Below are 24,494 nucleotides of genomic sequence, written 5' to 3' on the forward strand. Positions count from 1 at the left end.
CCCTGTAGGAGCTGGCTTGCCTGCGATCGAGGGCGCAGCCCTCGCAAGGATTCAGAACAGAATACGGTATTCGAGCCCCTTTATACCGCTTCAGTGCCATCCGATTTCGGCTGCTCCAGCGGAATCAACTGCTGCTTGCCACCCTTCTGATCCATCAAGAACACCTCGACCTGGCGTACCGAGATCTTGATGTTATGCGCCTTGAACTCGCGGTTGATGTAGCGGTTGATCTCGTCCAGCGTCGGGTTACGGTCGCCCAGATCACGCACGTGCATGCGCAGTTCATGGTCCAGCGAGCTTTCGCCGAAGTTGAGGAAGTACACGATCGGCTCCGGGTCCTTGAGCACCCGCGGGTTCTCATGGGCACCCTTGAGCAGCAGGTCGCGCACCAGGTCGAGGTCGGAGCCGTAGTCGATGCCCAGCTTCAAGGTCACCCGGGTGACCGTGTCGGTCAGCGACCAGTTGATCAACTGGCCGGTGATGAAGGTCTTGTTGGGGACGATGATGTCCTTGCGGTCGAAGTCGGTGATGGTGGTGGCGCGGATGCGGATCTTGCTCACCGTGCCGGACAGGTTGCCGATGGTGATGGTGTCGCCGATGCGCACCGGCCGCTCGAACAGGATCATGATGCCGGAGATGAAGTTGGCGAAAATCTCCTGCATGCCGAAGCCCAGGCCAACCGACAAGGCCGCTACCAGCCACTGCAGCTTGTCCCAGCTCACGCCGAGGGTCGACAGGGTACTGACGATGCCGATACCGACGATGGTGTACGAGAGCAGCGTGGTGGTGGCGTAGGCACTGCCCTGTGCCAGGTTCAGGCGTGACAGCACCAGCACCTCGAGCAAGCCCGGCAAGTTGCCAGCCAGGGCGAAGGTGATGCCGACGATCACCAGCGCGCCGAGCAGGTCGCCCAGGCTGATGGGCACCATGCTGGCGGCGGTGCCGGTGCCACTGGTGTATTCGTACAGGGTGAAGTTGTTGAGGTAGGCGAACACCGAGATCAGGTCCGACCACACCCAGTACAGGCCGGCAATGAAACCACCCAGCAAGGCCAGGCGGATCAGGCGCAGCGACTGTTGGTTGACCTGCTCGATGTCCAGCGTCGGCTCTTCGGTGATGACTTCGCCATCCAGGCCTTCTTTGGCCGCTGCACGTTTGCTCAGGGCGCGCTGGTAGGCCAGGCGCCGTGCGGCCACCGACAGGCCCCGCACGAACGCCGCTTCGATCACCAGCCAGAACAGCAGCAGGTACAGGGTGTAGATCAGCCGGTCGGTCAGCTTCAGCGCGGTGTAGTAGTAGCCGAAGCACACCGCGACGAACAAGGCGATCGGCAGGGCGGTGAACGCCACGCCGACGGCCTTGCGGAACAGCGACGTGTCGCGGTGCGCCGGGCTGCTCAGCAGCAGGCGGCTGAGCAGCCAGGCCATCAGCGCGTAGCAGGTCAGCACCACGCCGATGCCGAGTACATCATCGGCCAGTGCCGAAGGCTGGTGCTCGGCAACCGCCACCACGCCGACCAGTGCGAGCACCACGGTGCCCAGCCTGCGCACCCAGCCCCGGAGGAATTCGACCTGCGGCTTGTGCCAACGGAAGTGCACTTCTGCCACGCCGCCAGGGGCGAGGATGCGGTAGGCGGTGTAGAACACCAGCCAGGCCTGGGCCAACTGCCACAGCGCCGCGCCGAGGTTGGCGTTTTGCCCGCGGGCGTCGATCTGCAGGGCATAGCTGCACAGGGCCAGGCCCAGGCTTACCGGCATCGCCAACAGAATGTTGATCAGGATGGCCTGGGGCGTGTGCCACTGGCTGTCACGGCGGAAGTGGCCGATGTCCTGGTGGACCTTGCTCAAGCGCAGGTAGAGGTATTTGCGCCGCCACAACAGGGCGCCAATCACCAGTAGCAGCGGCAGGAACAGCAGCGGGCGCTGGCTCAAGCCATCGGCCAGCTCCTTGAGGCCGGAACCCCAGGGCAGGTCGGCGACCTGGCTGGCAAAGCGCTCCGGCACATAGCGCAGCCAGTCCCAGTCCAGCGGCTTGTTGCTGGGGATCCAGAACATCTGCTCGTCGAGGGTGGTGCGCAGGCCTTGGGCCGTGCCCAGCAACTGCTTTTGGTTGAGCTGCAAGGTGATCGATTCGTTGAGCAGCGCCGACAGCTCGCGGTTCAGGCGCTCCAGCAGGTCGGTGCGGGTGATCGCCACTTCCAGCAGGGCCTTGCGCAGTTGCGGCGTGACGTCTTCCGGCGGCTGGTTGGCCAGCAGCTTGTCGACGTAGGTGACCGGGCTGCTCATCTGCTCGCGCTGCTGGTTGATTTCGAACTGGTAAAGGCGGGTGTCGGCGATCTGGTCGGCGAGGTCGCGGTCGACCTTCAGGTGCGGCAGGGTCTGCTTCTGCTTGTAGAGGATCTTGGACAGCAGCAGGCTGCCCTTGAGCACGTTGATCTGCTCGTCCAGGGCCTGGTCGGCCTGGGTCAGGCTGTCGAGCTGCTGTTTGGTGCGCAGGTTTTGCTGGGTCAGCTCGTTGAGGCGGTCGGTGCTTTTCAGCAGGTAATCGGACAGCTTGAGGTTGATCGTGCTTTCAGTGGCCAACAGGCTGCTGCCACCGGCCTTCTGGGCTTCGATCGACTGCTGGGTGACTGCTTCCTGGGATTGGGCCAGGCGCTTGTCGTTGATCAGCGTCTGCAGGTCCTGGATTTCCTGCTCCAGGCGTGTGGCGCGCTCGATCAGCAAGTCGTGGCGGGCATTGCCAAGGTCTTGCAGCAGGCTGTTGCCGGCCAGTTCCTGGCGGCGCAGCAGGGTCAGTGCATTGAGCGAAGCGAGCTCGGCACTGAGCTGGTTGCGCTGGTCGGCGTTGAGCGCCTTGCCGTTGTCCTTGCCAGATTTGAGGGCATTGTTGATTTGCTGGGAGCGGGCCTGGCTGTTGCTGATCTCGGCCTGGGCGCGCTCTGGGCGGGTTTGGGAATTGATGATCAGGCTGTTGGCTTCGGACAGCGCCTTTTGCAGCTCGCCTTGCAGGGTGCTGCGCTCGCTGAGCAGTTGCTCCAGCTGGGGCACCGAAAGGGTGGCATAGCGCTGGGCGACAGGCTGCGGCTTGCTTTCCTTGAGCCGGGCCAATTCTTTTTGGCTGTCGCTGGTTTCTTTCGGTGCGCCGGCCAGCTGTTGCTTCAGCGCGGCCAACTTGCGCTCGTTGTCTTCCTTGGTGGCCAGCAGGCTCAGGGTTTGTTCGAGCACCTGCTGCAGGGCCTTCTGATCGGCCTCGGGCAGCTTGCGCTCGGCGATCTTGTCGAGGCTGTGCTGGATGCTGGCGGTGGTCGGCGCTTCGGCCGCGGCGTTCGCGGTGGCCGCGAACGAGAGGGACAAGCACAGCCCGAACAGGGCTGTGCGAAGGTACACGCGCAGGGACATAGGCAGACTACATTGTGGATCAGGCAGAAACGGAGTTTAGAGGAACAATCCTGGTCCGGGTCGCGTTCCTTCGGGGAATCTGACGCCCACTTTCTGGACATTGTTCCCGTCCATGGTCGCCACGGTCCAAATCGTGCCATGCCATTCGACCTGGTCGCCTACTACTGGAGCGCCTCCGACCTTCTGTCGGATGAACTGCGCCAGCGGCATTTTTGCGTCCAGGCCGTCGAGTTTCAGGCCATAAAGCGCGGCCACAGCGCCCAATTCTGCATCGCCTTCGAGCACGAAGTCGCCGAAGAAACGCAGGTCCAGGCCACGTTGCGGCGCCTGGCTGAACAGCTTGCCCAGCGCGGGCAGGTTATGTTCGTGGCCGATCACGCAGAGCATGTCGCCCACCTCAAGCACCGTACTGCCCGACGGGTGCAGCAGTTGTTCGCCCCGGAACAGTGCGGCAATCCGCGTGCCTTCGGGCATCTTCAGCTCGCGCAGGGCCGCGCCGATGCACCATTTTTCGGCGCCCAGGCGGTAGACGAACAGCTCCCACTCGCTGGTGATGTGCACTTCCAGCGCCGAGCGGGAGATCGGCGCCGGGTCTGGCGGTACCGTGACCTTCAGCAGCTTGGCCATCCACGGCAGGCTGGTGCCCTGCACCAGCAGCGACACCAGCACGATGAAGAACGCCAGGTTGAAGAACAGCTGCGCATCCGGCAGCCCGGCCATCAGCGGGAACACCGCCAGAATGATCGGTACCGCGCCGCGCAGGCCGACCCAGGAAATAAAGCCCTTCTCGCGGCCATGGAAGGCCTTGAACGGCAGCAGCGCGGCGACCACCGACAGGGGGCGTGCAATGAGGATCATCCACAGTGCCAGGCCCAGGGCCGGCAGGGCGATCGGCAGCAGGTCATGCGGCGTGACCAACAGGCCCAGCACCAGGAACATGCCGATCTGCGCCAGCCAGGCCATGCCGTCGAGCATGTGCAGGATGCCGTGGCGGCTGCGAATCGGCTTGTTGCCCAGTACCAGGCCGCACAGGTACACGGCGAGGAAGCCGCTGCCATGCAGGGCGTTGGTCAGCGAAAACACCACCAGCCCGCCCGCCACCACCAGGATCGGGTACAGGCCACCGGCCAGGTTGATGCGGTTGACCAGTTGCAGCATCAGCCAGCCGCCGCCCAGGCCCAGCAGGCCACCGATGCCGAACTCGCGCAGCAGGTGGGTCAGCAGGCTCCAGTGCAGGCCGGTCTGGCCGCTGGCGATCATGTCGATCAGGGTGACGGTGAGGAACACTGCCATCGGGTCGTTGCTGCCCGACTCGATCTCAAGCGTAGCGGTGACCCGCTCGTTCAGGCCCTTGCCGCCCAGCAGCGAGAACACCGCCGCGGCGTCGGTGGAGCCGACGATGGCGCCGATCAGCAGGCCCTGGATCAGGCTCAAGTTGAACAGCCACGCCGCTACCAGGCCGGTGAGGGCGGTGGTGATCATCACCCCGACCGTGGCCAGCGACAACGCCGGCCACAACGCCACGCGGAAGCTGGCCACGCGGGTGCGCAGGCCGCCATCGAGGAGGATCACCGCCAGTGCCAGGTTGCCCACCAGGTAGGCGGTCGGGTAGTTGTTGAAGATGATACCGCCACCGTCCACGCCGGCGACCATGCCGACGGCGAGAATGATGACCAGAATAGGGATGCCCAGGCGAGAGGACAGCGAACTGACCAGGATACTTGCACCCACCAGCAATGCGCCGATCAGAAACAGGCTGTTGATGGTGCTGGCATCCAAAGGCAGGTACTCCGGGATATCGCGGGAAGGGGGCTTGACTGGCAAGTCGCGTGCCAACTGATTCTAACCTGATGAATTGGCAGCATGTAAAGCGTTTCTGCAGATGAAAAAAAGGCACCGCGAGGGGTGCCTTCTTTTGTGTTGCCTGGGTGGGCCCTTTCGCGGGTAAACCCGCTCCCACAGGTACTGCACAGTTTTCAAGAACTGCGCGAACCCTGTGGGAGCGGCTTCAGCCGCGAAGAGGCCAGGGCTAGCTTACGCTTGCTTCACTTCACGCATCGGCTTGCCTTTGACCGGCGCACCGTTGGCCACGTAGTACTTGGCCGTACTGCGCGGCAGTGGCTTGCGGTTGCGGATCTTGTCCGAGATTTTCTCGGCGATCATGATCGTGGTGGCGTTGAGGTTGCCCGTGATGATGATCGGCATGATCGACGCATCGACCACACGCAGGCCCTGCATGCCATGCACGCGGCCTTCACCATCGACCACTGCCATGTCGTCGGTGCCCATCTTGCACGAGCAGGACGGGTGGAAGGCGGTTTCGGCGTGCTCGCGGATGAACTTGTCCAGTTGCTCATCGGTTTGTACGTCGGCGCCTGGGCTGATCTCGCGACCACGGTACGGGTCCAGCGCCGGCTGGGCCATGATTTCGCGGGTCAGGCGGATGCCGTCGCGGAATTCCTGCCAGTCCTGCTCGGTGGCCATGTAGTTGAACAGGATGCTCGGGTGCTGGCGTGGGTCTTTCGACTTGGCCTGGATGCGCCCACGGCTTGGCGAACGCATCGAACCCATGTGCGCCTGGAAGCCATGTTCCTTCACGCCATTGGAGCCGTTGTAGTTAATCGCGACCGGCAGGAAGTGGTACTGGATGTTCGGCCACTCGAATTCAGGGCGGGTGCGGATGAAACCACCGGCCTCGAACTGGTTGCTGGCGCCGATGCCGGTGCCATTGAACAGCCACTCGGCGCCGATGGCCGGTTGGTTCCACCACAGCAGCGACGGGTACAGCGACACCGGCTGGGTGCACGCGTACTGCAGGTACAGCTCGAGGTGGTCCTGCAGGTTTTCGCCAACGCCCGGCAGGTCATGCACGACCGGGATGTCGAGGCTTTCCAGCAGGGCGCGTGGGCCGACGCCGGAGCGCTGCAGCAGTTGCGGCGAAGCGATGGCGCCGGAGCTGACGATGACTTCCTTGCGGGCACGGGCTTCGACGCGCTCTTCGCTGTCGCCGACCAGGTAGGTCACGCCCACGGCACGCTTGCCGTCGAACAGCACGCGGTCGCTCAGGGCATGGGTGACGATGGTCAGGTTCGGGCGCTTCTTGGCCTGGTCCAGGTAGCCGCGCGCGGTGCTGGAACGGCGGCCGTTCTTGGTCACCGAACGGTCCATCGGGCCGAAACCTTCCTGCTGGTAGCCGTTGAGGTCTTCGGTGCGCGGGTAACCGGCTTGCACGCCGGCCTCGACCATGGCGTGGAACAGCGGGTTGTTGCCAGCCTTGGGCGTGGCGACGCTGACCGGGCCTTCGCCACCGTGGTAGTCGTTAGGGCCGATGTCGCGGGTTTCTGCTTTGCGGAAGTACGGCAGGCAGTCCAGGTAGGTCCAGTCTTCCAGGCCTGGCAGTTCTGCCCAGCCGTCGAAGTCCATAGCGTTACCGCGGATGTAGCACATGCCGTTGATCAGCGAAGAGCCACCCAGGCCCTTGCCGCGGCCACATTCCATGCGGCGGCCGTCCATGTGCGGCTCTGGGTCGGTCTCGTAGGCCCAGTTGTAGCGGCGGCCCTGCAGCGGGAAGGCCAGGGCGGCTGGCATCTGGGTGCGGAAGTCGAAGCGGTAGTCGGGGCCACCGGCTTCCAGCAGCAGTACGGTGACGCTGGCGTCTTCGGTCAGACGAGTGGCCAGGGTGTTACCGGCGGAACCTGCGCCGACGATGATGTAATCGAATTCTTGGGACATTTAAGTACCCTCGTTTGGCGGTGATCAGGGAGCGGGAACGCCCGTGCGCGCTGGCACGGGCGTGACTACACGCGGTTTAGAAAACCGAGGAGTAGCCGCCCAGCTCGACCTGGACCGACTTGATGCGCGTGTATTGAGCCAGCGAGCTGATACCGTTTTCACGGCCAACGCCCGACTGCTTGTAGCCACCGACCGGCATTTCGGCCGGCGATTCACCCCAGGCGTTGATCCAGCAGATGCCGGCTTCGAGCTTGTGGATGATGCGGTGGGCACGGGTGATGTCGTTGGTGCACACGCCCGCGGCCAGGCCGTATTCGGTGTCGTTGGCGCGGCGAATGACTTCTTCTTCGGTCTCGTAGCTGAGGATGCTCATCACCGGGCCAAAGATTTCTTCCTTGACGATGGTCATGTCGTCGGTGCAGTCGGTGAACACGGTCGGGGCCACGAAGGCACCCTTGGCGAAGTCACCTTCGGTCAGACGCTCGCCACCGCACAGTACGCGGGCACCTTCTTCTTTACCCTTGGCGATGTAACCCAGCACGCTTTCCATGTGCTGGAAGCTGACCAGTGGGCCGAAGTTGGTGTTTTCGTCTTCCGGGTTGCCAGCACGGATGCGGGCAACGCGCTCGGCGATCTTGGCTTCGAAGGCGGCTTTCAGCTCGGCAGGGATGAACACGCGGGTGCCGTTGGTGCACACCTGGCCGGAGCTGTAGAAGTTGGCCATCATCGCGATGTCGGCGGCCTTGTCCAGGTCGGCGTCGGCGCAGATGATCAGTGGCGACTTGCCGCCCAGTTCCATGGTCACTTCCTTGAGCGAGGAGCTCGAGGCGCTGGCCATGACTTTCTTGCCGGTGGTGGTGCCGCCGGTGAAGGAGACTTTTTCGATGCGCGGGTGCTCGGTCAGCCAGGTGCCGACTTCGCGGCCGCTGCCGGTCAGCACGTTGAACACGCCATCAGGCAGGCCGGCTTCGGTGTAGATCTCGGCCAGTTTCAGGGTGGTCAGCGAGGTGACTTCCGACGGTTTGAAGATCATCGCGTTGCCAGCGGCCAGGGCTGGGGCGGATTTCCACAGGGCGATCTGGATCGGGTAGTTCCACGCGCCGATACCGACAGTCACGCCCAGCGGCTCGCGGCGGGTGTAGACGAAGGAGCTTTCACGCAGCGGGATCTGCTCGCCTTCGATGGCTGGCACCAGGCCTGCGTAGTACTCCAGCACGTCGGCGCCGGTGACGATGTCGACGTAGCGGGTTTCGGAGTACGACTTGCCGGTGTCCAGGGTTTCCAGCTGAGCCAGCTCATCGTTGCGCTCGCGCAGGATGTCGACGGCGCGGCGCAGGATGCGCGAACGCTGCATGGCGGTCATCGCCGCCCAGACTTTCTGGCCACGCTCGGCGCTTTCGACGGCTTTTTCGACGTCGGCCTGAGTGGCACGTTGCACGTGCGCGAGGACTTCGCCGTTGGCCGGGTTGATGGCCTCGAAGGTGGCATCGCTGCCAGCGTCGACATAACCACCATCAATGTAGAGTTTTTGCGTTCCGAAACGGGCCATAGTGTCCTCGCAAGTGCAGTGTGTGGTTGGCTAGCGCGTCACGCTCCTGCCGGGTTGGCAACGGCCGTGCGCGGTGGTTCAGAAGCCTGGTCGGTTGTGCCCAGGGACTGCTGTTTAGCCAGTTGTAGATCCATGTATTCGTAAGCGATTCGTATCGCCTGGTCGGTGTCGAAAGCATCTCCCGACAACGCGCCACGCAGCCATAGGCCGTCGATCAGGGCCGCCAGCCCGCGGGCTGCCTTGCGCGCATGGTAAAGCGGCAGGACGCGGCGGAACTGACAGCATAGGTTGGAGTACAAGCGGTGATCGTTGATCCGCTGCAACCTGTGCAAATCGGGCTGGTGCATGCTGGACGCCCAGAAGGCCAACCAGGTTTTCATTGCCGGGCCGTTCACCTGGCTGGCATCGAAGTTGCCCTCGATGATCACTTTCAGGTGGGCACGCGGGCTGTCGTCCGTCAGTGCCTGGCGCCGTGCTGCAACGCCTTCGTTGAGCATGTTCATGATGTAACCCATCGTCGCTGCGATCAGGCCATTCTTGTCCCGAAAGTAGTGACTGATGATGCCGTTCGACACGCCGGCCAAACGGGCAATGAGCGCAATGCTGGCATCTCCCAGCCCCACCTGATCGACCGCTAGCAGGGTGGCTTCGATCAATTGCTGGCGGCGGATGGGTTGCATACCGACCTTGGGCATCTTGCATTCTCCTCAGGCCTGACAAGCAGACGACAAGCGGCTGACTCGGCGAAGGCCAGTCTATTTTGTTTTGATTGAACGTTCAATCAATAAAGAATAAGCTCTGCGACAATTTGTGCCATTGACAGTTTTTCAGGCTGTTTCGAGCGCACGGATTGACACCCCAGGAAATCGCGTAACCCCCGGAATACAAGGCGTTGACGGGCATGTGCGATGCGAAATGCAGATTCTGCCGAACGGTCATCGACCTGCGGCAGGCCCTTGGAGCGGGCGGGGTGCTCTGTGACGAATGCGCGCACCACGGTGTTGGATGCGGCATTTTTTGCAGACCACCTGTCTGTTTTTTTGCAACGTATCGATTCGGGATCACGGTTTCCAGGGTGCTTTTATAACACCTGACGCAGTGGGGGTATTCCACCAATTGCTCGGGAAAAGACTGATTAGCCTCCACAGCCGTACTGCCCGGAGCATTCGTGCAATGAGTTCTGCCTCCCTTACCAAACCCCCCGCCGAGAGGGTCCGGGTCAATAGCGTCGTGTTCTACACCTCGGCGTTGCTGATCCTTGCGTTGACTGCCTTGCTTATCGCTGTACCCGAAACTGCAGGCCAAGTGCTGGGCGTGGCCCAGAAGTGGCTGACGCGCACTTTCGGCTGGTACTACATGCTGGTGATCTGCGGATACCTGGTGTTCGTCGTTTACCTGGCCTTCTCCGACTACGGCAAGCTCAAGCTGGGTGGCAAGGATGACCAGCCCGACTTCAGCTACGGCGCCTGGGCCGGCATGCTGTTCTCGTCCGGTATCGGTATTTCGCTGCTGTACTTCGGCGCTTCCGAACCGCTGGACCACTATTTCAACCCACCGGAAGGCACGCCCGCCAGCCTCGAAGCCGCGCGCCAGGGCCTGCAGCTGACCTTCTTGCACTGGGGCCTGCACGGCTGGGCGATCTACGCCCTGGTCGGCCTGGCCGTGGGTTACTTCGCCTACCGCCACAACCAGCCGCTGGCACTGCGCTCGGCGCTGTATCCGCTGGTGGGCGAGCGTTGGGTCAAGGGCGCTGCCGGCAATGCCGTGGACATCTTCGGTATGTTCGTCACCCTGCTGGGCTTGGTCACCAACCTTGGGATCGGCTCGATGCAGGTGTCTTCGGGCCTTGAGTACCTGTTCGGCATGGACCACAGCAAGACCAACCTGCTGGTGGTCATCCTGGTCATGGCCGGCGTTGCTACCGTGGCCGCAGTGTCGGGCGTGGAAAACGGCATCCGCCGTCTGTCCAACCTGAACATCATCCTGTTCAGCGGCCTGCTGATTTTCGTGCTGCTGGGCGGCGAGACCCTGCACCTGCTCAATGGCTTCGTGCAGAACGTTGGCGACTACCTCAATGGCATCGTGCTGAAGACCTTCGACCTGTACGTCTACGAAGGCGAGGCGGGCAAGTCTGAGCGCTGGTTGGGCCTGTGGACCGTGTTCTACTGGGCCTGGTGGATTTCCTGGGGCCCGTTCGTCGGCATGTTCATTGCCCGTATCTCCAAGGGCCGTACCGTGCGCCAGCTGGTCATGGGCGTGTTGCTGATCCCGCTGGGCTTCACCCTGGCCTGGTTGTCGATCTTTGGCAACACCGCGCTGGACCTGGTGATCAATCAGGGCGCCGTGGAGCTGGGCAAGACGGCCCTTGAGCAGCCGTCGATGTCGATCTACCAGCTGCTGGAATACTTCCCGGCCGCCAAGATCGTGATCGGTGTGGCGGTGTTCGTCGGCTTCGTGCTGTTCCTTACCCCAGCCGACTCCGGCGCGGTGATGATGGCCAACCTGTCGTGCAAAGGCGGCAAGGTGGACGAAGACGCCCCGCACTGGATGGTGGTGTTCTGGTCGGTGATCATCACCCTGGTCACCATCGGCCTGCTGTTCGCCGGCAACTTCGAAGCCATGCAGACCATGGTGGTGCTGGCGGGCCTGCCGTTCTCGGTGGTGCTGGTGCTGTTCATGTTCGGCTTGTACAAAGCCATGAAGCAGGACGTTGCGGTGGAGCAGGAGCGTGCCGAACTGGCCGCCCGTGGCCGCCGCGGCTTCAGCGAGCGCCTGACCCAGCTGGAACTGCAGCCGACCCAGGCCGTGGTGCAGCGCTTCATGGACAAGCAGGTCAGCCCGGCCCTGAAAGAAGCGGCCGAGCAGTTGCGCACCCTGGGCTTCGAGGTTGAAACCCGTGTGGGCCAGTCGCGCAACATGATGGGCCTGCGGGTAATGATGGAAGAGGGCAACCCCTTCGTCTATGAAGTGAGCCTGGACGGCTACCTGGCCGCGCCGAGCGAGGCGCCGGTCGAGGGCGAGCCGGAAGTGCAACAGCGCTTCTACCGCGCCGAGGTGTACCTGCACGATGGCAGCCAGGAGTACGACCTGATGGGCTTCGCGCCGGAGCAGATCGTGCGTGATGTACTCGACCAGTTTGAGAGCCATCGCCAGCTGCTGGGGCGTGTGTACAGCTGACCGTTGTGAAAAGGGCCCTGCTGAACAGCAGGGCTTTTTTTTGCCCTGCAATAAGTAGCACCAGTTGGCAGAGCGCGCGCGACAGGCTTCCAGCTCATTTACCTGGAGTGCCTTCGTATGACCCCCTCGGACGCATCGACATTCGATTTCAAGCGAGCCGCTGCCCGGCAGTTCGCCGCCCGTCCCACGCTACGCCAGGTCGTCAGCGACCAATTGCTCACGTTATTGCTGGCAGAGCTGCCATGGCTGGCCTCGGTACAGCCTGCATTGCTGTCTGCCGATGCGCTCACACTGGACAGCCCGGACCCGTCCACGCCCTACTGGTCCACTCAGCCGTTGGTCGATCGCGTACTGCAGGCCATGCTCGAGTCGCGTTTTCTTGATTTGGAGCCTGTCGAAGGCCGCCATCATAACCTCGGCCTTGTTGATCCTCACCGCTTCGCCGGCTCAGACAACGTGCTCGACACCCGCCAACTCAGCGGCCTGAGCGAACCGCTCAATGACCTGATCGAGCAACTGCCGCAGCTTTTTTGCCAAGCGCAGCTTGGCTTTTGGGCGAGTACCGGGAGTACCGGCGCAAGCCGTGATCATTGGCTGCAGTTGCTGTTGAGCACGGCCCTGTTGCGCGGCCTGCCCTTGCAAGGCCTGGACGCCCAGGAGCAGGCCTGCATCCGCGGCCTGATCCGCGGCGGTGCCGACCAGCCCACGGCGAGCTTCGTGCAGGTCCAACTGACCCAGGGTCTGCGTGAATCGGAACAATGGCTTAGCCATTTGCTGGTGACAGGTGAGTGGGATGAGCGGCAGGTGGTGCTCTGGTGCGCGCCATCTGGCAAGGTGCGCGGCTTTGCCTCGCTGGCCACTTTCGCCTTAGCCCTGCGTGATGACCTGGCGCAGCGCTACAGCTTCGATGCCCTGTCCTGGCGGCGTTATCCGGTTGAGGGCAATGTATTCGCACAGCAGGTGTCGGCGTTGCTGGAAACGCTGTTCACTCAGGTGGACAGGGTGAGCTACCGCCGCCTCGAAGATGTCGCCGCGCTGGAGCAACTGTTCGCCCAGATCAGTGACCCCGCGCAGTGGTTCGACAGCTACCCGGATGATACCCCGGCGGTCAGGCCCCCACCGGCTTTGTCGACCAGCTCTGGAAGCGATAGCGTGGCCTACCGTGCGGGCCTGTTGCAGCTGGCAGTCGATCAGCTCGACGCCGAAGGGGTTGCCGCCATGGATGGCATCCTTAGCCTCAAGGATTACACCCGCCAGCGGCTCACTGAACAGATGCAATCCGCTCACGCGCAGGCTATCTCCCCGGATGACCTGCTGATCGAATTCTTCGTGGCGCTGGGTATTCCGGGAGGCGCAGGAACGGGCGCAGGCGGTGGCGAGCCGGTGGCGTTCGAAGGCAGCAAGACGCTGACGGAGTTCGCCATTGGCAACCTCGGAACGCTCAGCAATGCCTCGATCCGGCGCATTCGGCGCGCCGACGGTTCTGCTGCCCCAGCCTGGCTGGATGCCGATGCTGCCAGTCGATTGGTGAGCCAGGTTGATGTCGGTGGCAACTATCCCGCCTATGTCGCCCGTCAACTGGACGACCCGTTGCAGCGTGCACAGCGCGTCCGGCGCTTTGCCCGGGAGTGGCGCAACGCCCTGCGTTTCAGCGCATTGAGCGCCAAGCTTGATGGCAAGATCACGGAAGCTGGGCTGCAATGCGTCGTTGATTTCTGTGCAGGCCATTTCGACCCGCAAACACCCCGTATGACCCTGATGCCGCTGACCTTCCGACGCCAACCGCATTCCCGCCAACAGGACCTCGTTCGCGGCATGTATGTGCTGTTCTGTGCCAAGCCTGAGCTGGTGCTGCTGTACCGGCCTTTATACCCGCAGGACACCCTTCGTGAGTATTCAACCCTGGCCGCGTTACTCGCTCACATCCAGGAGTCCACGCTGCTGCAAGCGAGTATTTTGGACTGGCTGAACCCGCAGGTCCGCCATATTTACGACCATGGCGGGTTCCATGAACCGCACGTCTCCAGTATTGGCATCGACCCGTCCAGCCTGCCCGAGCGCCCTGAGCCGCCCGTTATCGAGCCGGTCCTCTGGGCCACCGCTATCAACGAAAGGTTGTACAACGCCAACCGTGATCTGCTTATCGAATTAGCGGACATGCAATCCACCTCGAATGCCGAGCGGCGTTGGGAAACCCTGTCCCAAGGCGCCTGGCTGCTGTTCGATGTGGTGTCGTTGGCGCTGCGTGGCCCGGTGGCCAGTGTGGCGTGGCTGGTGCAACTGATCACCTCGCTTGAGAATGACCTGCTGGCGCTTGAGCAGGGCGGCGAGTTCGACCGGCCCGCCGCTGTTTCAGATCTGTTGCTGAACTTGAGCATGGTATTGCTGCATGCGCGGCAGCCGGCTCCGCACGCTGCCACGATCGGAACATCTCCCGATGTTTCGGCGTTCGATGGGCCCGCCCGGCAGCGAGGGGCTTTTGCCGAGGTCTCGGTGGCCCCCTCTGACGGAGGGGCTGCGGGAATCGGTGAGCTGGCAGCATTGCCGCAACGCCGGTTGGATCTCTCATGGCGTGGCAACCAAGGGTTCAATTGGCTTGCGCCTGAGCAGCGGCATGCGCTGCGCGCCATGCGTACGGGTGTATTGCTGCCCGACTCGGCATTGCAGGTCACGGGCGAGACCGCAGGCCTGTATCAAGTCGATGGGCGTCTGTACGCGACCATGGACGCCGATGTTTATCAGGTGGCAGTGTTCAACGGCAGTGTAAGGGTGGTCGATGGCAAGGGCGGCTACGGCCCATGGTTAAACTATGTACAAGGCGTTTGGCGTATCGATGGTTCGCTTCGTCTCGCTGGCGGGATGAGGCGGAACACACGCGAGAACATCGCCGACCGCTTCCACAAGCTCCACGCTACTGTTGCCAAACTTAATGCGCAGGTCAGAGCAGCGACGCTCCGCTTTGCCGAGGCCGGCTTCAGCATTCCGGTTTTGCGAGAAAAGGTCACAAAGCTGGGTGAATTGTTGGAAACAGAGCGGGCCAAGCTGGCGTTGGCCACCACAGACAGCGAGCAGGTCGCGCCCAGGGAAATGATTGGCAGGTACGAAGCGCGTCAAGCCGAATGGGATGCACAAATTCGTAGCAGGCGCATTGAAGCGGTAAAGCAGGTTGAAGAGGTCGTTCGGGACTGCCAGGAGATTCTTCGCACGATCGAGACCATGTTTGAACCCAAATATGCCCGCGAACGGCAAGCGGGGGTGGAAGCAGGCCTGACAGAGCAGCGGCGTGAGGTTCAGCTCAGCCTGATACGTAACAGCGATTTCATCCTCAATGAGCTATGGGATTTGGCGGATTACCCGGAGCTGGCCGGTATGCAGCAGCGCCTCAATGGGCAGCCTGGGCAAAAAGTGCTTGAAGCCTATCAGGCTTATCGCCGCAAGCTCGAGGGCGTCGTGGCGCTTCAGGATCGCATGCTGGCTGCACTCGAACATCTCGACGAGCTATTGGTCGAGGTACCAGGCGAGGTGATCATCAGCAATGACTCCGGACCTGAAAGCCGCAGCGTTGATTCATTTATTGCCAACCGTACGTTCAGCACGGTTCAGTTCCGCTTCCATCAGGTGTTGAACCTAGCCGATTTGGCTTTACACCTGGATAGCATTGATGGTCAGCGCACACTCAATGTATTCCGGGAGGAGCTGTCGGGGCTGTCACTGCGTAACGCGGCGGGTGCTCATGGTGAACTCGACTTCGCCAACCTGCCGCTCGAAGACCGCATCACCATCTTGCAGGAGGCATGGGACGAATACGCAGCTGCCCTGGTGAACTGCTTGCGAATTCGCGAAACGGGTGGGGCATTGATCGAAGTTTCGATGCTGGACCGCTACCGGACGGAGTTGGAGAAGCTCAAGCGTGATGCAGGGCGTCGGCTGGTCGCGTTGATCAAGGAGCAGGAGGGTGCCCGTGCGCCAGACGCGCGCTTGCCCTACATCATCTCAAGCGAGCCGCAGCGGGTGGTGCGTAACGCGGAAGGGCAGATTCTGATCGGCAAGAAAGAGCTCGATGCCGATGGTCAGGCGGTGTATCAGGTGCGTGATCCGTTCAATAACTCGGTGTTGGCCACCTTTGACTGGAGGGACGGCCAATGGCATGAGCGAAGCCGTGAGCCAGCGGCGGTCGACCCCGAAATTGCCGCAACTGATACGGCGTTTCGGGTGCAGGCGCTGCTGGACGAGAACGATCAGCTTCTGTTGAAGGCCGACGAATACGTGGTGAATGACCTTAAAGGCACGTTGCTTGCGCGCCTGTTTGATCTTCAGATAGACAAGCTGGGGCAGGCGGCAACGATATTGGGCGAGGAGGGCGCCAACGCCACCCTCATAAGACGCCTGGAGGTTGCCTCGGACCAGATGAGGTCGCAAAAAAACCTCAAGCTGACCATGCTGTACACCGACACGCGCTACCCCAGCGCCGAAGCGTTACGTTTTCTGCATGAACAGAACCTGATCAAGGTGGAGTACGTCGCCCCGCGTCAGGTCATGGCCAATGGCAGCACCTTCGACGAGTACAAGATCATGCGTCTGGCGCAGCCGGGTGCCGCATCAGGCCGGCCGTTGTGGGCCGCACACTTCCACATGCCTGCCGCCGACGCGCTGGCGCGTGACTTCACCTTGGGCCATTTGAAAACCTGGAGCCAGCGTCGCTTGAGTGGGCGCGAGGTAGGCTCAACCCAGCGGGTGCATAGAGGCAAACTCACCCTGGAACAGGCGCGCGGCATCATACCGTTCGATTGAGGCGTTCAGCGGTTGCTGTACCGGCCATGTTTGCCGTGGGCAGGCATGGCCTGGTTGCCGCGCTCGGCAATCATCTGCTTGAGCCCGATCAGCTCAACGCCCTGGCTTCTCAGGCGCGGGATTTCCCGTGCCAGCACTTCGAGGGTCTGCGGGTAGGGGTGGCCGATCAACACGGCCGAGCCTTGCTTGCGGGCCATCGCGACACCCAGTTGCAGTTGCCCGGCAATGGCTTCGGGGGTGCGCACGTCATCCAGAAACACATCCCGCGACACGTGTGCCACATCCTGTGCCTGAGCTTCGGCGGCGGCCACCGTGGCGGCACTGGTGCGGCTGTCGACGAAGAACAAGTGGCGGCGCTGCAGTTCGCCCATCAGCCAGGTCATGGCTTCGCGTTGGGCGGTCATGCGGCTGCCCATGTGGTTGTTGATGCCGGCCGCGTACGGCACCTTGGCCAAGGCCGCGTCGAGCCGGCTGGCCAGTTCGGGCAGCGGTAGCCCGGGGTGCCAGGCATAGGGGCCGGTAGCCGGGTCCATGGGCATGTGCAGGATCACCGTCTTGTGGGCTTTGTGTGCCTGGCGGGCGAAATCGCTGGCGTGCGGGGTGTCGGGCATGATTGCCAGGGTGACCGGGCCGGGCAGGGCGAGCGTGCGGCTGTCACGCTCGGTGCTCTGGCCCAGGTCGTCGATGATGATGCTCATGTAGGCCTTGCTGGCCGGCGCCGCTTGGGCGACGCCAACTAACAGGCAGCACAACAGACACAGCAGATACCGCATGGGCGCGATCATTTACCCGAGGTGATGTTCAAGCCCTTGAGCAGGCTCAGGGCCTGGCTCAGCTGGAAGTCATCATCCTGCGGCCGTTCCTTGCGCTTGCTGCTGCCGGTCGGGCGCTCGGCGCCGCCGTTGCCGTTGCCCAGGTGGCCCTGCAGGTCGGCTTCCTTGAAGTTGTCGGTATCGATTTCGGCAGTGAGTTTGGCCGGGCGCACTTCGATGTCCGGCACGATGCCCTGGGCTTGGATCGAGCGGCCGTTGGGGGTGTAGTACAGCGCAGTGGTGAGCTTCAGGGCGCGGTCGTTGGCCAGCGGCAGCACGGTTTGCACCGAGCCTTTGCCGAAACTGTCGGTGCCCATCAGCACGGCGCGCTTCTGGTCTTGCAGGGCGCCGGCGACGATTTCCGACGCCGAGGCACTGCCGCCGTTGATCAGCACCACCAATGGCACGCCTTCGCTGGCGTCGGCCGGGTCGGCAGAGAAGCGCAGTTCGGAGTTGGCGATACGGCCCTTGGTGTAGACGATCAGGCCCTTGGTCAGGAAGTGGTCGGCCACTTCGACCGCCGACTGCAGCACGCCGCCGGGGTTGTTACGCAGGTCGAGCACCACCCCGCGCAGCTTCTTGCCGTTGTCCTTGCGCAGCTTGGCCAGGGCCTTGCCCACCTCGTCGCCGGTCTTGACCTGGAACTGGGTGATGCGGATGTAGCCGTAGTCGTTTTCCAGCAGCTGGCTTTTCACGCTCTTGACCTGGATCACCGCGCGGGCGAGGGTCACGTCGAACGGGTTGCCGCCATCGCGGACCAGGGTCAGGGTGATTTTTTCGCCGACCTTGCCGCGCATCTTGTCCACGGCTTCGGTCATGGTCTGGCCGCGGGTCGGGGCGCCGTTGATCTTGACGATCAGGTCACCGGCCTGCACGCCGGCCCGGGAGGCGGGGGTGTCATCGATGGGCGAGACCACCTTGATGAAGCCGTCTTCCTGGCCCACTTCGATACCCAGGCCACCAAATTCGCCGCTGGTGCTTTCTTGCAGCTCCTGGAAGTCCTCGGGGCCGAGGTAGGCCGAGTGCGGGTCAAGGTTGCTGAGCATGCCCTTGATGGCGTTTTCCAGCAGGGTCTTGTCGTCCACCGGCTCAACGTAAGCGGCCTTGATGCGGTCCATGACCTCGGCGAAGGTGCGCAGCTCCTCCAGCGGCAGCGGCGCCTTGGCCGTCACCTCGGTAGCTGGCACCGCTGCTGGCTTGGCCGGCTCTGCGGCAATGGCCAGGGGCGCGCCGACCGCCAGGGCGATGGACAGGGCCAGCTGGGTGAGACGAGGCGAGTGCAGCATGTCGAACGAACTCCTGATCCTGAAGGCGCTCCGTGAGGAGCATCGGCGCAGCATTCAGGCTACGCCGTAAAAAGGTGAACTGGGTTGTTTTTCGGACAAACCCTAGCCTCTGCACCACTGCGACGGGTCGGTAGGCCGGCCCTGCTGGCGGATGGCGAAGTACAAGCCTGCGCTGTCCTGGCCACCGCTGTCACCCACGGTGGAGATGGCTTCGCCGGCCTTGACGATGTCACCGGCGCTCTTGAGCAGGCTCTGGTTGTGGCCGTACAGGCTCAGGTAACCATTACCATGGTCGAGAATGACCAGAAGTCCAGCACCGCGCAACCAGTCGGCAAACACCACACGGCCGCCGTGTACGGCGCGTACTTGCGTGCCTGGGTTGGCGCTGATCATCACCCCGTCCCATTTGGCCCGGGCGTCACTGCCGCGTGCATCGCCGAAGCGTGCCAGCAATCGACCATTGACGGGCCACGGAAGTTTGCCCCGTGCAGCAGAAAAAGCGCCGCCGTAGTTGGCACCATCGCTGGAAACCATCGGGCCCAGGGTGGTGCGGGCCTTTTTTGGCGGCTCGACCGGCTCGCGGGCTTCTTCGCGCGCAGCGGCGGCGGCCAGGGCTTCCTGCTGGCGGCGTTTTTCCGCCTCTTGCTGGGCCAGCAGGGCTTTCTTGCGCGCTTCCTCTGCCTCACGGGCCTGGCGTGCCAGGGTTTCCTCGATGGTCTTGAGTACTTTGCCAAGGTCCGCCTGGTCCTGCTCGCGGGCCTGCAGCTTCTGGTCGCGGTCTTTCATGTCGTTATTGAGCTTGGCCAGTACTTGCTGGCGCTTGCTGCGCTCGGTCTCGAGGGCCTGGCGGCGGCTGTCGAGGTCGGCGCGCTGGGCCAGCAGTTGCTCCTGCTGGCGGGCGATGTCCTGTTCAACGTTGGCCAACTGGCGCAGGGTCTCGTTGAAGGTGCGCAGTTGCTCCAGGCGCGCCTTGCTCAGGTAATCGTAATAGGTGAGGGTGCGGGCGAATTTCTCGGGGTTCTGCTGGTTGAGCAGCAGCTTGAGGTATTCCTCGCGGCCGTTCTGGTAGGCCGAGCGGGCCTGGATGGCAATCAGCCGTTGTTGTTCAACGCGGGCGCTCTGGAGTTTTTTTTTCTCGGTATCAAGGCGCTCCAGCTCGCCCTCGGTCTTTTTTAGTTCTTGTTGCAGGGCCTCCACCTGTTTCTCGAGGTTGCCGATGTCGGTCTCGGTGGACTTGAGGTCTTTCTGCACGCCGGATTTCTCTTCCTGGAGCTTGCCCAGCATCTTTTTGAGCTCGGCGATGTCCTGGCGGGTGGCGTCCAGTTGTTGCTGGGTCTGTGCGCGCTCATCGGCAAATGCCGGGCTGAGCAGGCAAGACAGGGCGAGTAGGATCAGGGCGCGGAGCATGGGGTTGGGCGTACCAGGGATGGAGACTGGCCTAGTATGCCCGCGCGAGCCTGCAAAAAAAACGCCTCGCGGCAGATGCGGCGAGGCGTTTGTCTGGAAACCTTGAATCTGGGGCCGCTTTGCGGCCCATTCGCAGCGCAAGGCTGCTCCTACAGGCGGTGCGCAGGCCATTGTAGGAGCAGCCTTGTGCTGCGAATGAAGGCAACTCAGGCGTCGATCAGGATCGACGTCCCGGTCATTTCCACAGGCTTTTCCAGCCCCAGCAGTTTCAGCATGGTCGGCGCCACGTCGGCCAGCACGCCGCCTTCGCGGACCTTGACCTTGCGCTTGCCCACATAGATGAACGGCACTGGCTCGGTGGTGTGCGCGGTGTGCGCTTGGCCGGTGCAGGCGTCTTCCATTTGCTCGACGTTGCCGTGGTCGGCGGTGATCAGCGCTTCACCGTCGACTTTATCCAGCGCCTCGACGATACGCCCGACACAGGTATCCAGCGCTTCGACGGCCTTGACCGCGGCCTCGAACACGCCCGTGTGGCCGACCATGTCGCCGTTGGCGTAGTTGACGATGATCACGTCGAAACGCTGTTGCTCGATGGCTTCGACGATGCGGTCGGTGACTTCCGGCGCGTTCATTTCCGGTTGCAGGTCGTAGGTGGCGACCTTCGGCGATGGGATCAGGATGCGCTCTTCGCCTTCGAACGGCTCTTCACGGCCGCCCGAGAAGAAGAACGTGACGTGCGCGTACTTTTCGGTCTCGGCGATGCGCAGCTGGGTCTTGCCGTTCTTGGCCAGGTATTCGCCCAGCACGTTGTCCAGGCTGGACGGTGCAAAGGCTGCTGGCGCCGGGATTTTTGCCGAATACTGGGTCAGGCCGATGTAGGCCGCCATCTTCGGCAGGCGCGCACGCGGGAATTCGTTGAAGTCCGGCTCGACGAAGGCACGCGACAGTTCGCGGGCGCGGTCGGCGCGGAAGTTCATGAAGATCACCGCGTCGCCGTCTTCGACCTTGACCGCCTCGCCAATGCGCGTGGCTTTGACGAACTCGTCGTTTTCTTCACGGGCGTAGGCGGCTTCAAGGCCGGCCAGGGCGGTGTCTGCGGTGTAGTCGGCAACGCTGTCGACGATCAGGTTGTAGGCCGCGGCAACGCGGTCCCAACGGTTGTCGCGGTCCATGGCGAAGTAGCGGCCGATGAGGCTGGCGATGCGGCCCTTGCCCAGCTTGGCGAAGGTCTTGTCGAGCAGCTCGATGGACGACTCGGCGCTGCGCGGCGGCGTGTCGCGGCCGTCGAGGAAGGCGTGCAGGTAGATTTTTTCGGCGCCACGCTGTGCGGCCAGTTCGGCCATCGCGATCAGGTGGTCCTGGTGGCTGTGCACGCCGCCGTCGGACAGCAAACCGAGGATGTGCACGGCCTTGCCTGCACCGACGGCCTTGTCTACCGCGCCGGTGAGCACCGGGTTGCTGAAGAACTCGCCATCACGAATAGCCTTGGTGACCCGGGTGAAGTCCTGGTAGACGACGCGGCCGGCACCGAGGTTCATGTGGCCGACTTCGGAGTTGCCCATCTGCCCGTCTGGCAGGCCGACATCCATGCCTGAACCGGAGATCAAGCCATGCGGCTGACTGGCGCGCAGGCGGTCATAGACCGGTGTGTTGGCGGCATAGATGGCGTTGTATTCGGGGCTTTCGCTGTGGCCGAAGCCATCCAGGATGATCAGGACCAGGGGTTTGGGCGTACTCGTCATCAATCAAACTCACGGTTGTTCAAAGATGATAAAGACACGCATTTTAGGGCAAATGCGCCATCAACGGCGAATATTCGTCCCATCCCCCGACCGGCGCAGCCACCGCGCCAGGGCAAAGCTGCTTTTCTGGCCGGCCAGTCGGGCTTTGGTGGTCATGGGGGGCTGTGTATACTGGCCGGCATTTTCAATCGCCTGGAACACCGCTGATGGTTGCTCACCTGATTCAATTCGCGACAGATCACTACATCCTGGTTGCGATCTTCGTTGTTCTGCTGGTCCTGCTGCTCATCAATGAAGTCCGCCGTGGCGGCCAGAGCCTGAGCAATGGCCAGTTGACTGCCCTGGTCAACGCTGACAAGGCCCTGGTCATCGACATCCGCACTGCCAAGGAATATTCCGCGGGCCACATCGTGGGTGCCGTGAACATCCCGCAGGACAAGCTGGTCAGCCGTATGGCCGAGCTGGAAAAGCACAAAGAGAAGACCCTGATCATCGTCGATGCGATGGGCCAGCAGTCCGGCACGCTTTGCCGCGAGCTGCTCAAAGCTGGTTACAACGCCGCCAAGTTGAGCGGTGGCGTTTCCAGCTGGAAAGCCGATAACCTGCCCCTGGTGAAGTGATATGAAGCCCGTCATCGTTTATTCCAGCGACTACTGCCCCTACTGCATGCGCGCCAAATACCTGCTCGAGAGCAAGGGCGTTGCGTTCGAGGAAATCAAGGTCGACGGCAAACCGCAGGTTCGCGCCGAAATGAGCCAGAAGGCCGGCCGTACGTCGGTGCCACAGATCTGGATCGGCAGCACCCATGTCGGTGGATGCGATGACCTCTATGCCCTGGAGCGCGCCGGCAAGCTCGACGCGCTGCTGGCGGCCTGATTTGCACTGCATTCAAAAACATTAGGATAAGGATCTGCCATGACTGACCAACAGACCAACGGCGCAGCTGCCGAAGACAACAGCCCTCAGTTCTCCCTGCAGCGCATCTACGTGCGTGACCTGTCGTTCGAGGCCCCGAAAAGCCCGCAGATCTTCCGTCAGCAGTGGGAGCCGAGCGTTGCCCTGGACCTGAACACCAAGCAGAAAGCCCTGGAAGGCGACTTCCATGAAGTGGTGCTGACCCTGTCGGTGACCGTCAAGAACGGTGACGAAGTGGCCTTCATCGCTGAAGTGCAGCAGGCCGGCATCTTCCTGATCGCCAACCTCGACGCTTCGTCGATGAGCCACACCCTCGGCGCGTTCTGCCCGAACATCCTGTTCCCGTACGCCCGTGAGACCCTGGACAGCCTGGTCACCCGCGGTTCGTTCCCCGCGCTGATGCTGTCGCCGGTCAACTTCGACGCCCTGTACGCGCAAGAGCTGCAGCGTATGCAGGAAGCGGGCGAGACGCCGACCGTTCAGTGATGACGGGCGGTTAGTAAAAAGGCGACCTTCGGGGTCGCCTTTTTATTGCTCTGTTGCCTGGTCCGGCCTCTTCGCGGGCAAGCCCGCTCCTACAGGAGTACTACTAAAACCTGTAGGAGCGGGCCCGCGAAGAGGCCAGAGCAGGCAATGGGTCAGCTTCCGGCAAACCCATTCTGCCGCCAGGCCTCATACACCGTCACCGCCACGGTATTGGACAGGTTAAGGCTGCGGCACCCCGGCCGCATCGGCAGGCGCAAGCGCTGCTCGGGCGGCAGGCTGTCCAGCACGTCGGCTGGCAAACCGCGGCTTTCGGGGCCAAACAGGAAGGCGTCGCCCGGCTGGTAAGCCACTTCATGGAAGGGGTGCGAGCCCTTGGTGGTGAAGGCGAACAGCCGTGGGTTACCCAGGCTTTCCAGGCATCCGGCCAGGCTCTCGTGGCGCTTGAGCGTGGCATACTCGTGGTAGTCCAGCCCCGCCCTGCGCAGGCGCTTGTCATCCAGTTCGAAGCTGATGGGCTCGATCAGGTGCAGGTGGCAACCGCTGTTGGCGCAGAGGCGAATGATGTTGCCGGTATTCGGCGGAATTTCTGGTTGAAAAAGGATGACGTGAAACATGCACGGCTCCAGGCGTGAAGATGACGAGCATTCTACCCCTGAACCGGACCTGCGTTCGAAGGCCTTCCCACGGGTGATGCTATCGCTGGCCATTGTCGGCCTGATGGTGGGCTTGATGATCGGCCGCCTGACCACCCCCGATGAGCGGGTGCTGGAGCAGGTCGAGGTGGTGCAGGACGGGCTCGACCTGTGGTTCAACGAAGAGCCGAAGCTGCATGGCGAGAACGTCGAGGGGACGGTTGCTGTGCTATTCGAGGCCCAGGGCAAGGCCCAGCGGGGGCAATTGAGCCTGCAGGGCAAACCCGTAGGTTGGCGTGTGCAGAAAAGCGAGGAAGGGCTGTTGCTGACGGTGGTGGCCGCGCGCCCTCTGCACGGCGAGTGGGCCGGTGCAGAGGACGCTGGGCGTTGGCGTGTGCAGGTGAGGCTGCACGAATAAAAGAGGGGATGTCCCGGCCTGCCTGTACCAGGGTCCCCAAAACTTGCGCTACTGCAAATAAAAGAGGGGTTTTCCCGGCCTGCCTGTACCGAGGACCCCGAAACGGGAGATACAGGACTTATTGCAGGGGGCGTGCCAGTTTTGCAAAA

At 62.6% G+C, this 24,494-nt stretch carries 16 protein-coding genes; 6 read left to right on the top strand and 10 right to left on the bottom strand.

The genetic code is table 11. The annotated features are described in order from the left end of the window. Positions 1-80 precede the first annotated feature (80 nt). The 5 genes from mscK to betI all read right to left on the bottom strand — a co-directional run bounded on the left by mscK (position 81) and on the right by betI (position 9,374). Complete coding sequence (gene mscK, locus D886_RS0102355; protein WP_027592368.1) at positions 81-3,398, bottom strand: mechanosensitive channel MscK; 3,318 nt, start codon at positions 3,396-3,398, stop codon at positions 81-83. Positions 3,399-3,434: 36 nt separating this feature from the next. After that, complete coding sequence (locus D886_RS0102360; RefSeq protein ID WP_027592369.1) at positions 3,435-5,177, bottom strand: potassium/proton antiporter; 1,743 nt, start codon at positions 5,175-5,177, stop codon at positions 3,435-3,437. A 255-nt stretch (positions 5,178-5,432) separates the two neighbouring features. Next, a complete protein-coding gene (betA, locus tag D886_RS0102365; RefSeq protein ID WP_027592370.1) occupies positions 5,433-7,130 on the bottom strand; it encodes a choline dehydrogenase in 1,698 nt (565 codons plus the stop codon). A 76-nt stretch (positions 7,131-7,206) separates the two neighbouring features. Continuing rightward, positions 7,207-8,679 (bottom strand): betaine-aldehyde dehydrogenase, encoded by a 1,473-nt coding sequence (gene betB / locus D886_RS0102370; RefSeq protein ID WP_027592371.1) that lies wholly within the window; start codon positions 8,677-8,679, stop codon positions 7,207-7,209. 38 nt (positions 8,680-8,717) lie between these two features. Further along, positions 8,718-9,374, bottom strand: coding sequence for a transcriptional regulator BetI (gene betI / locus D886_RS0102375; protein ID WP_027592372.1), 657 nt, complete (start codon positions 9,372-9,374; stop codon positions 8,718-8,720). A 478-nt stretch (positions 9,375-9,852) separates the two neighbouring features. On the opposite strand from betI, the gene D886_RS0102380 reads away from it, so the two are divergent. Continuing rightward, on the top strand, positions 9,853-11,856 hold the full coding sequence (locus tag D886_RS0102380) for a BCCT family transporter (protein ID WP_027592373.1): 2,004 nt from the start codon (positions 9,853-9,855) through the stop codon (positions 11,854-11,856). A 117-nt stretch (positions 11,857-11,973) separates the two neighbouring features. Beyond that, complete coding sequence (locus tag D886_RS0102385; protein WP_027592374.1) at positions 11,974-16,647, top strand: dermonecrotic toxin domain-containing protein; 4,674 nt, start codon at positions 11,974-11,976, stop codon at positions 16,645-16,647. A gap of 5 nt (positions 16,648-16,652) precedes the next feature. On the opposite strand, the gene D886_RS0102390 is transcribed toward D886_RS0102385, so the two are convergent. The 4 genes from D886_RS0102390 to gpmI all read right to left on the bottom strand — a co-directional run bounded on the left by D886_RS0102390 (position 16,653) and on the right by gpmI (position 21,894). Next, positions 16,653-17,420, bottom strand: coding sequence for a divergent polysaccharide deacetylase family protein (locus D886_RS0102390; RefSeq protein WP_027592375.1), 768 nt, complete (start codon positions 17,418-17,420; stop codon positions 16,653-16,655). An 8-nt stretch (positions 17,421-17,428) separates the two neighbouring features. Continuing rightward, positions 17,429-18,745 (bottom strand): S41 family peptidase, encoded by a 1,317-nt coding sequence (locus tag D886_RS0102395; RefSeq protein WP_027592376.1) that lies wholly within the window; start codon positions 18,743-18,745, stop codon positions 17,429-17,431. A 102-nt stretch (positions 18,746-18,847) separates the two neighbouring features. Continuing rightward, the gene (locus tag D886_RS0102400; RefSeq protein WP_027592377.1) at positions 18,848-20,152 is read right to left on the bottom strand and encodes a murein hydrolase activator EnvC; all 1,305 of its coding nucleotides are present in this window, start codon (positions 20,150-20,152) and stop codon (positions 18,848-18,850) included. Between the two features lie 206 nt (positions 20,153-20,358). Then, positions 20,359-21,894 (bottom strand): 2,3-bisphosphoglycerate-independent phosphoglycerate mutase, encoded by a 1,536-nt coding sequence (gene gpmI / locus D886_RS0102405; RefSeq protein WP_027592378.1) that lies wholly within the window; start codon positions 21,892-21,894, stop codon positions 20,359-20,361. Positions 21,895-22,100: 206 nt separating this feature from the next. On the opposite strand from gpmI, the gene D886_RS0102410 reads away from it, so the two are divergent. From D886_RS0102410 to secB, 3 genes are read left to right on the top strand one after another with little or no spacing between them, the layout of a single operon-like run. Next, on the top strand, positions 22,101-22,514 hold the full coding sequence (locus tag D886_RS0102410; protein ID WP_027592379.1) for a rhodanese-like domain-containing protein: 414 nt from the start codon (positions 22,101-22,103) through the stop codon (positions 22,512-22,514). Position 22,515: 1 nt separating this feature from the next. After that, complete coding sequence (grxC, locus tag D886_RS0102415) at positions 22,516-22,770, top strand: glutaredoxin 3 (RefSeq protein WP_003249204.1); 255 nt, start codon at positions 22,516-22,518, stop codon at positions 22,768-22,770. A 39-nt stretch (positions 22,771-22,809) separates the two neighbouring features. After that, positions 22,810-23,295, top strand: coding sequence for a protein-export chaperone SecB (gene secB / locus D886_RS0102420; RefSeq protein WP_027592380.1), 486 nt, complete (start codon positions 22,810-22,812; stop codon positions 23,293-23,295). 152 nt (positions 23,296-23,447) lie between these two features. Here the strand turns inward: secB and trmL are convergent, their stop codons facing one another. After that, entirely contained in the window at positions 23,448-23,909 is a 462-nt protein-coding gene (trmL, locus tag D886_RS0102425; RefSeq protein ID WP_027592381.1) for a tRNA (uridine(34)/cytosine(34)/5-carboxymethylaminomethyluridine(34)-2'-O)-methyltransferase TrmL, read from the bottom strand. On the opposite strand from trmL, the gene D886_RS0102430 reads away from it, so the two are divergent. Beyond that, complete coding sequence (locus tag D886_RS0102430) at positions 23,908-24,345, top strand: hypothetical protein (protein ID WP_027592382.1); 438 nt, start codon at positions 23,908-23,910, stop codon at positions 24,343-24,345. The two genes, trmL and D886_RS0102430, sit on opposite strands and share 2 nt — an antisense overlap. Positions 24,346-24,494: the final 149 nt, after the last annotated feature.

The organism is Pseudomonas sp. LAIL14HWK12:I7 (genome assembly GCF_000483465.1).
Taxonomy (GTDB): Bacteria; Pseudomonadota; Gammaproteobacteria; order Pseudomonadales; family Pseudomonadaceae; genus Aquipseudomonas; species Aquipseudomonas kermanshahensis.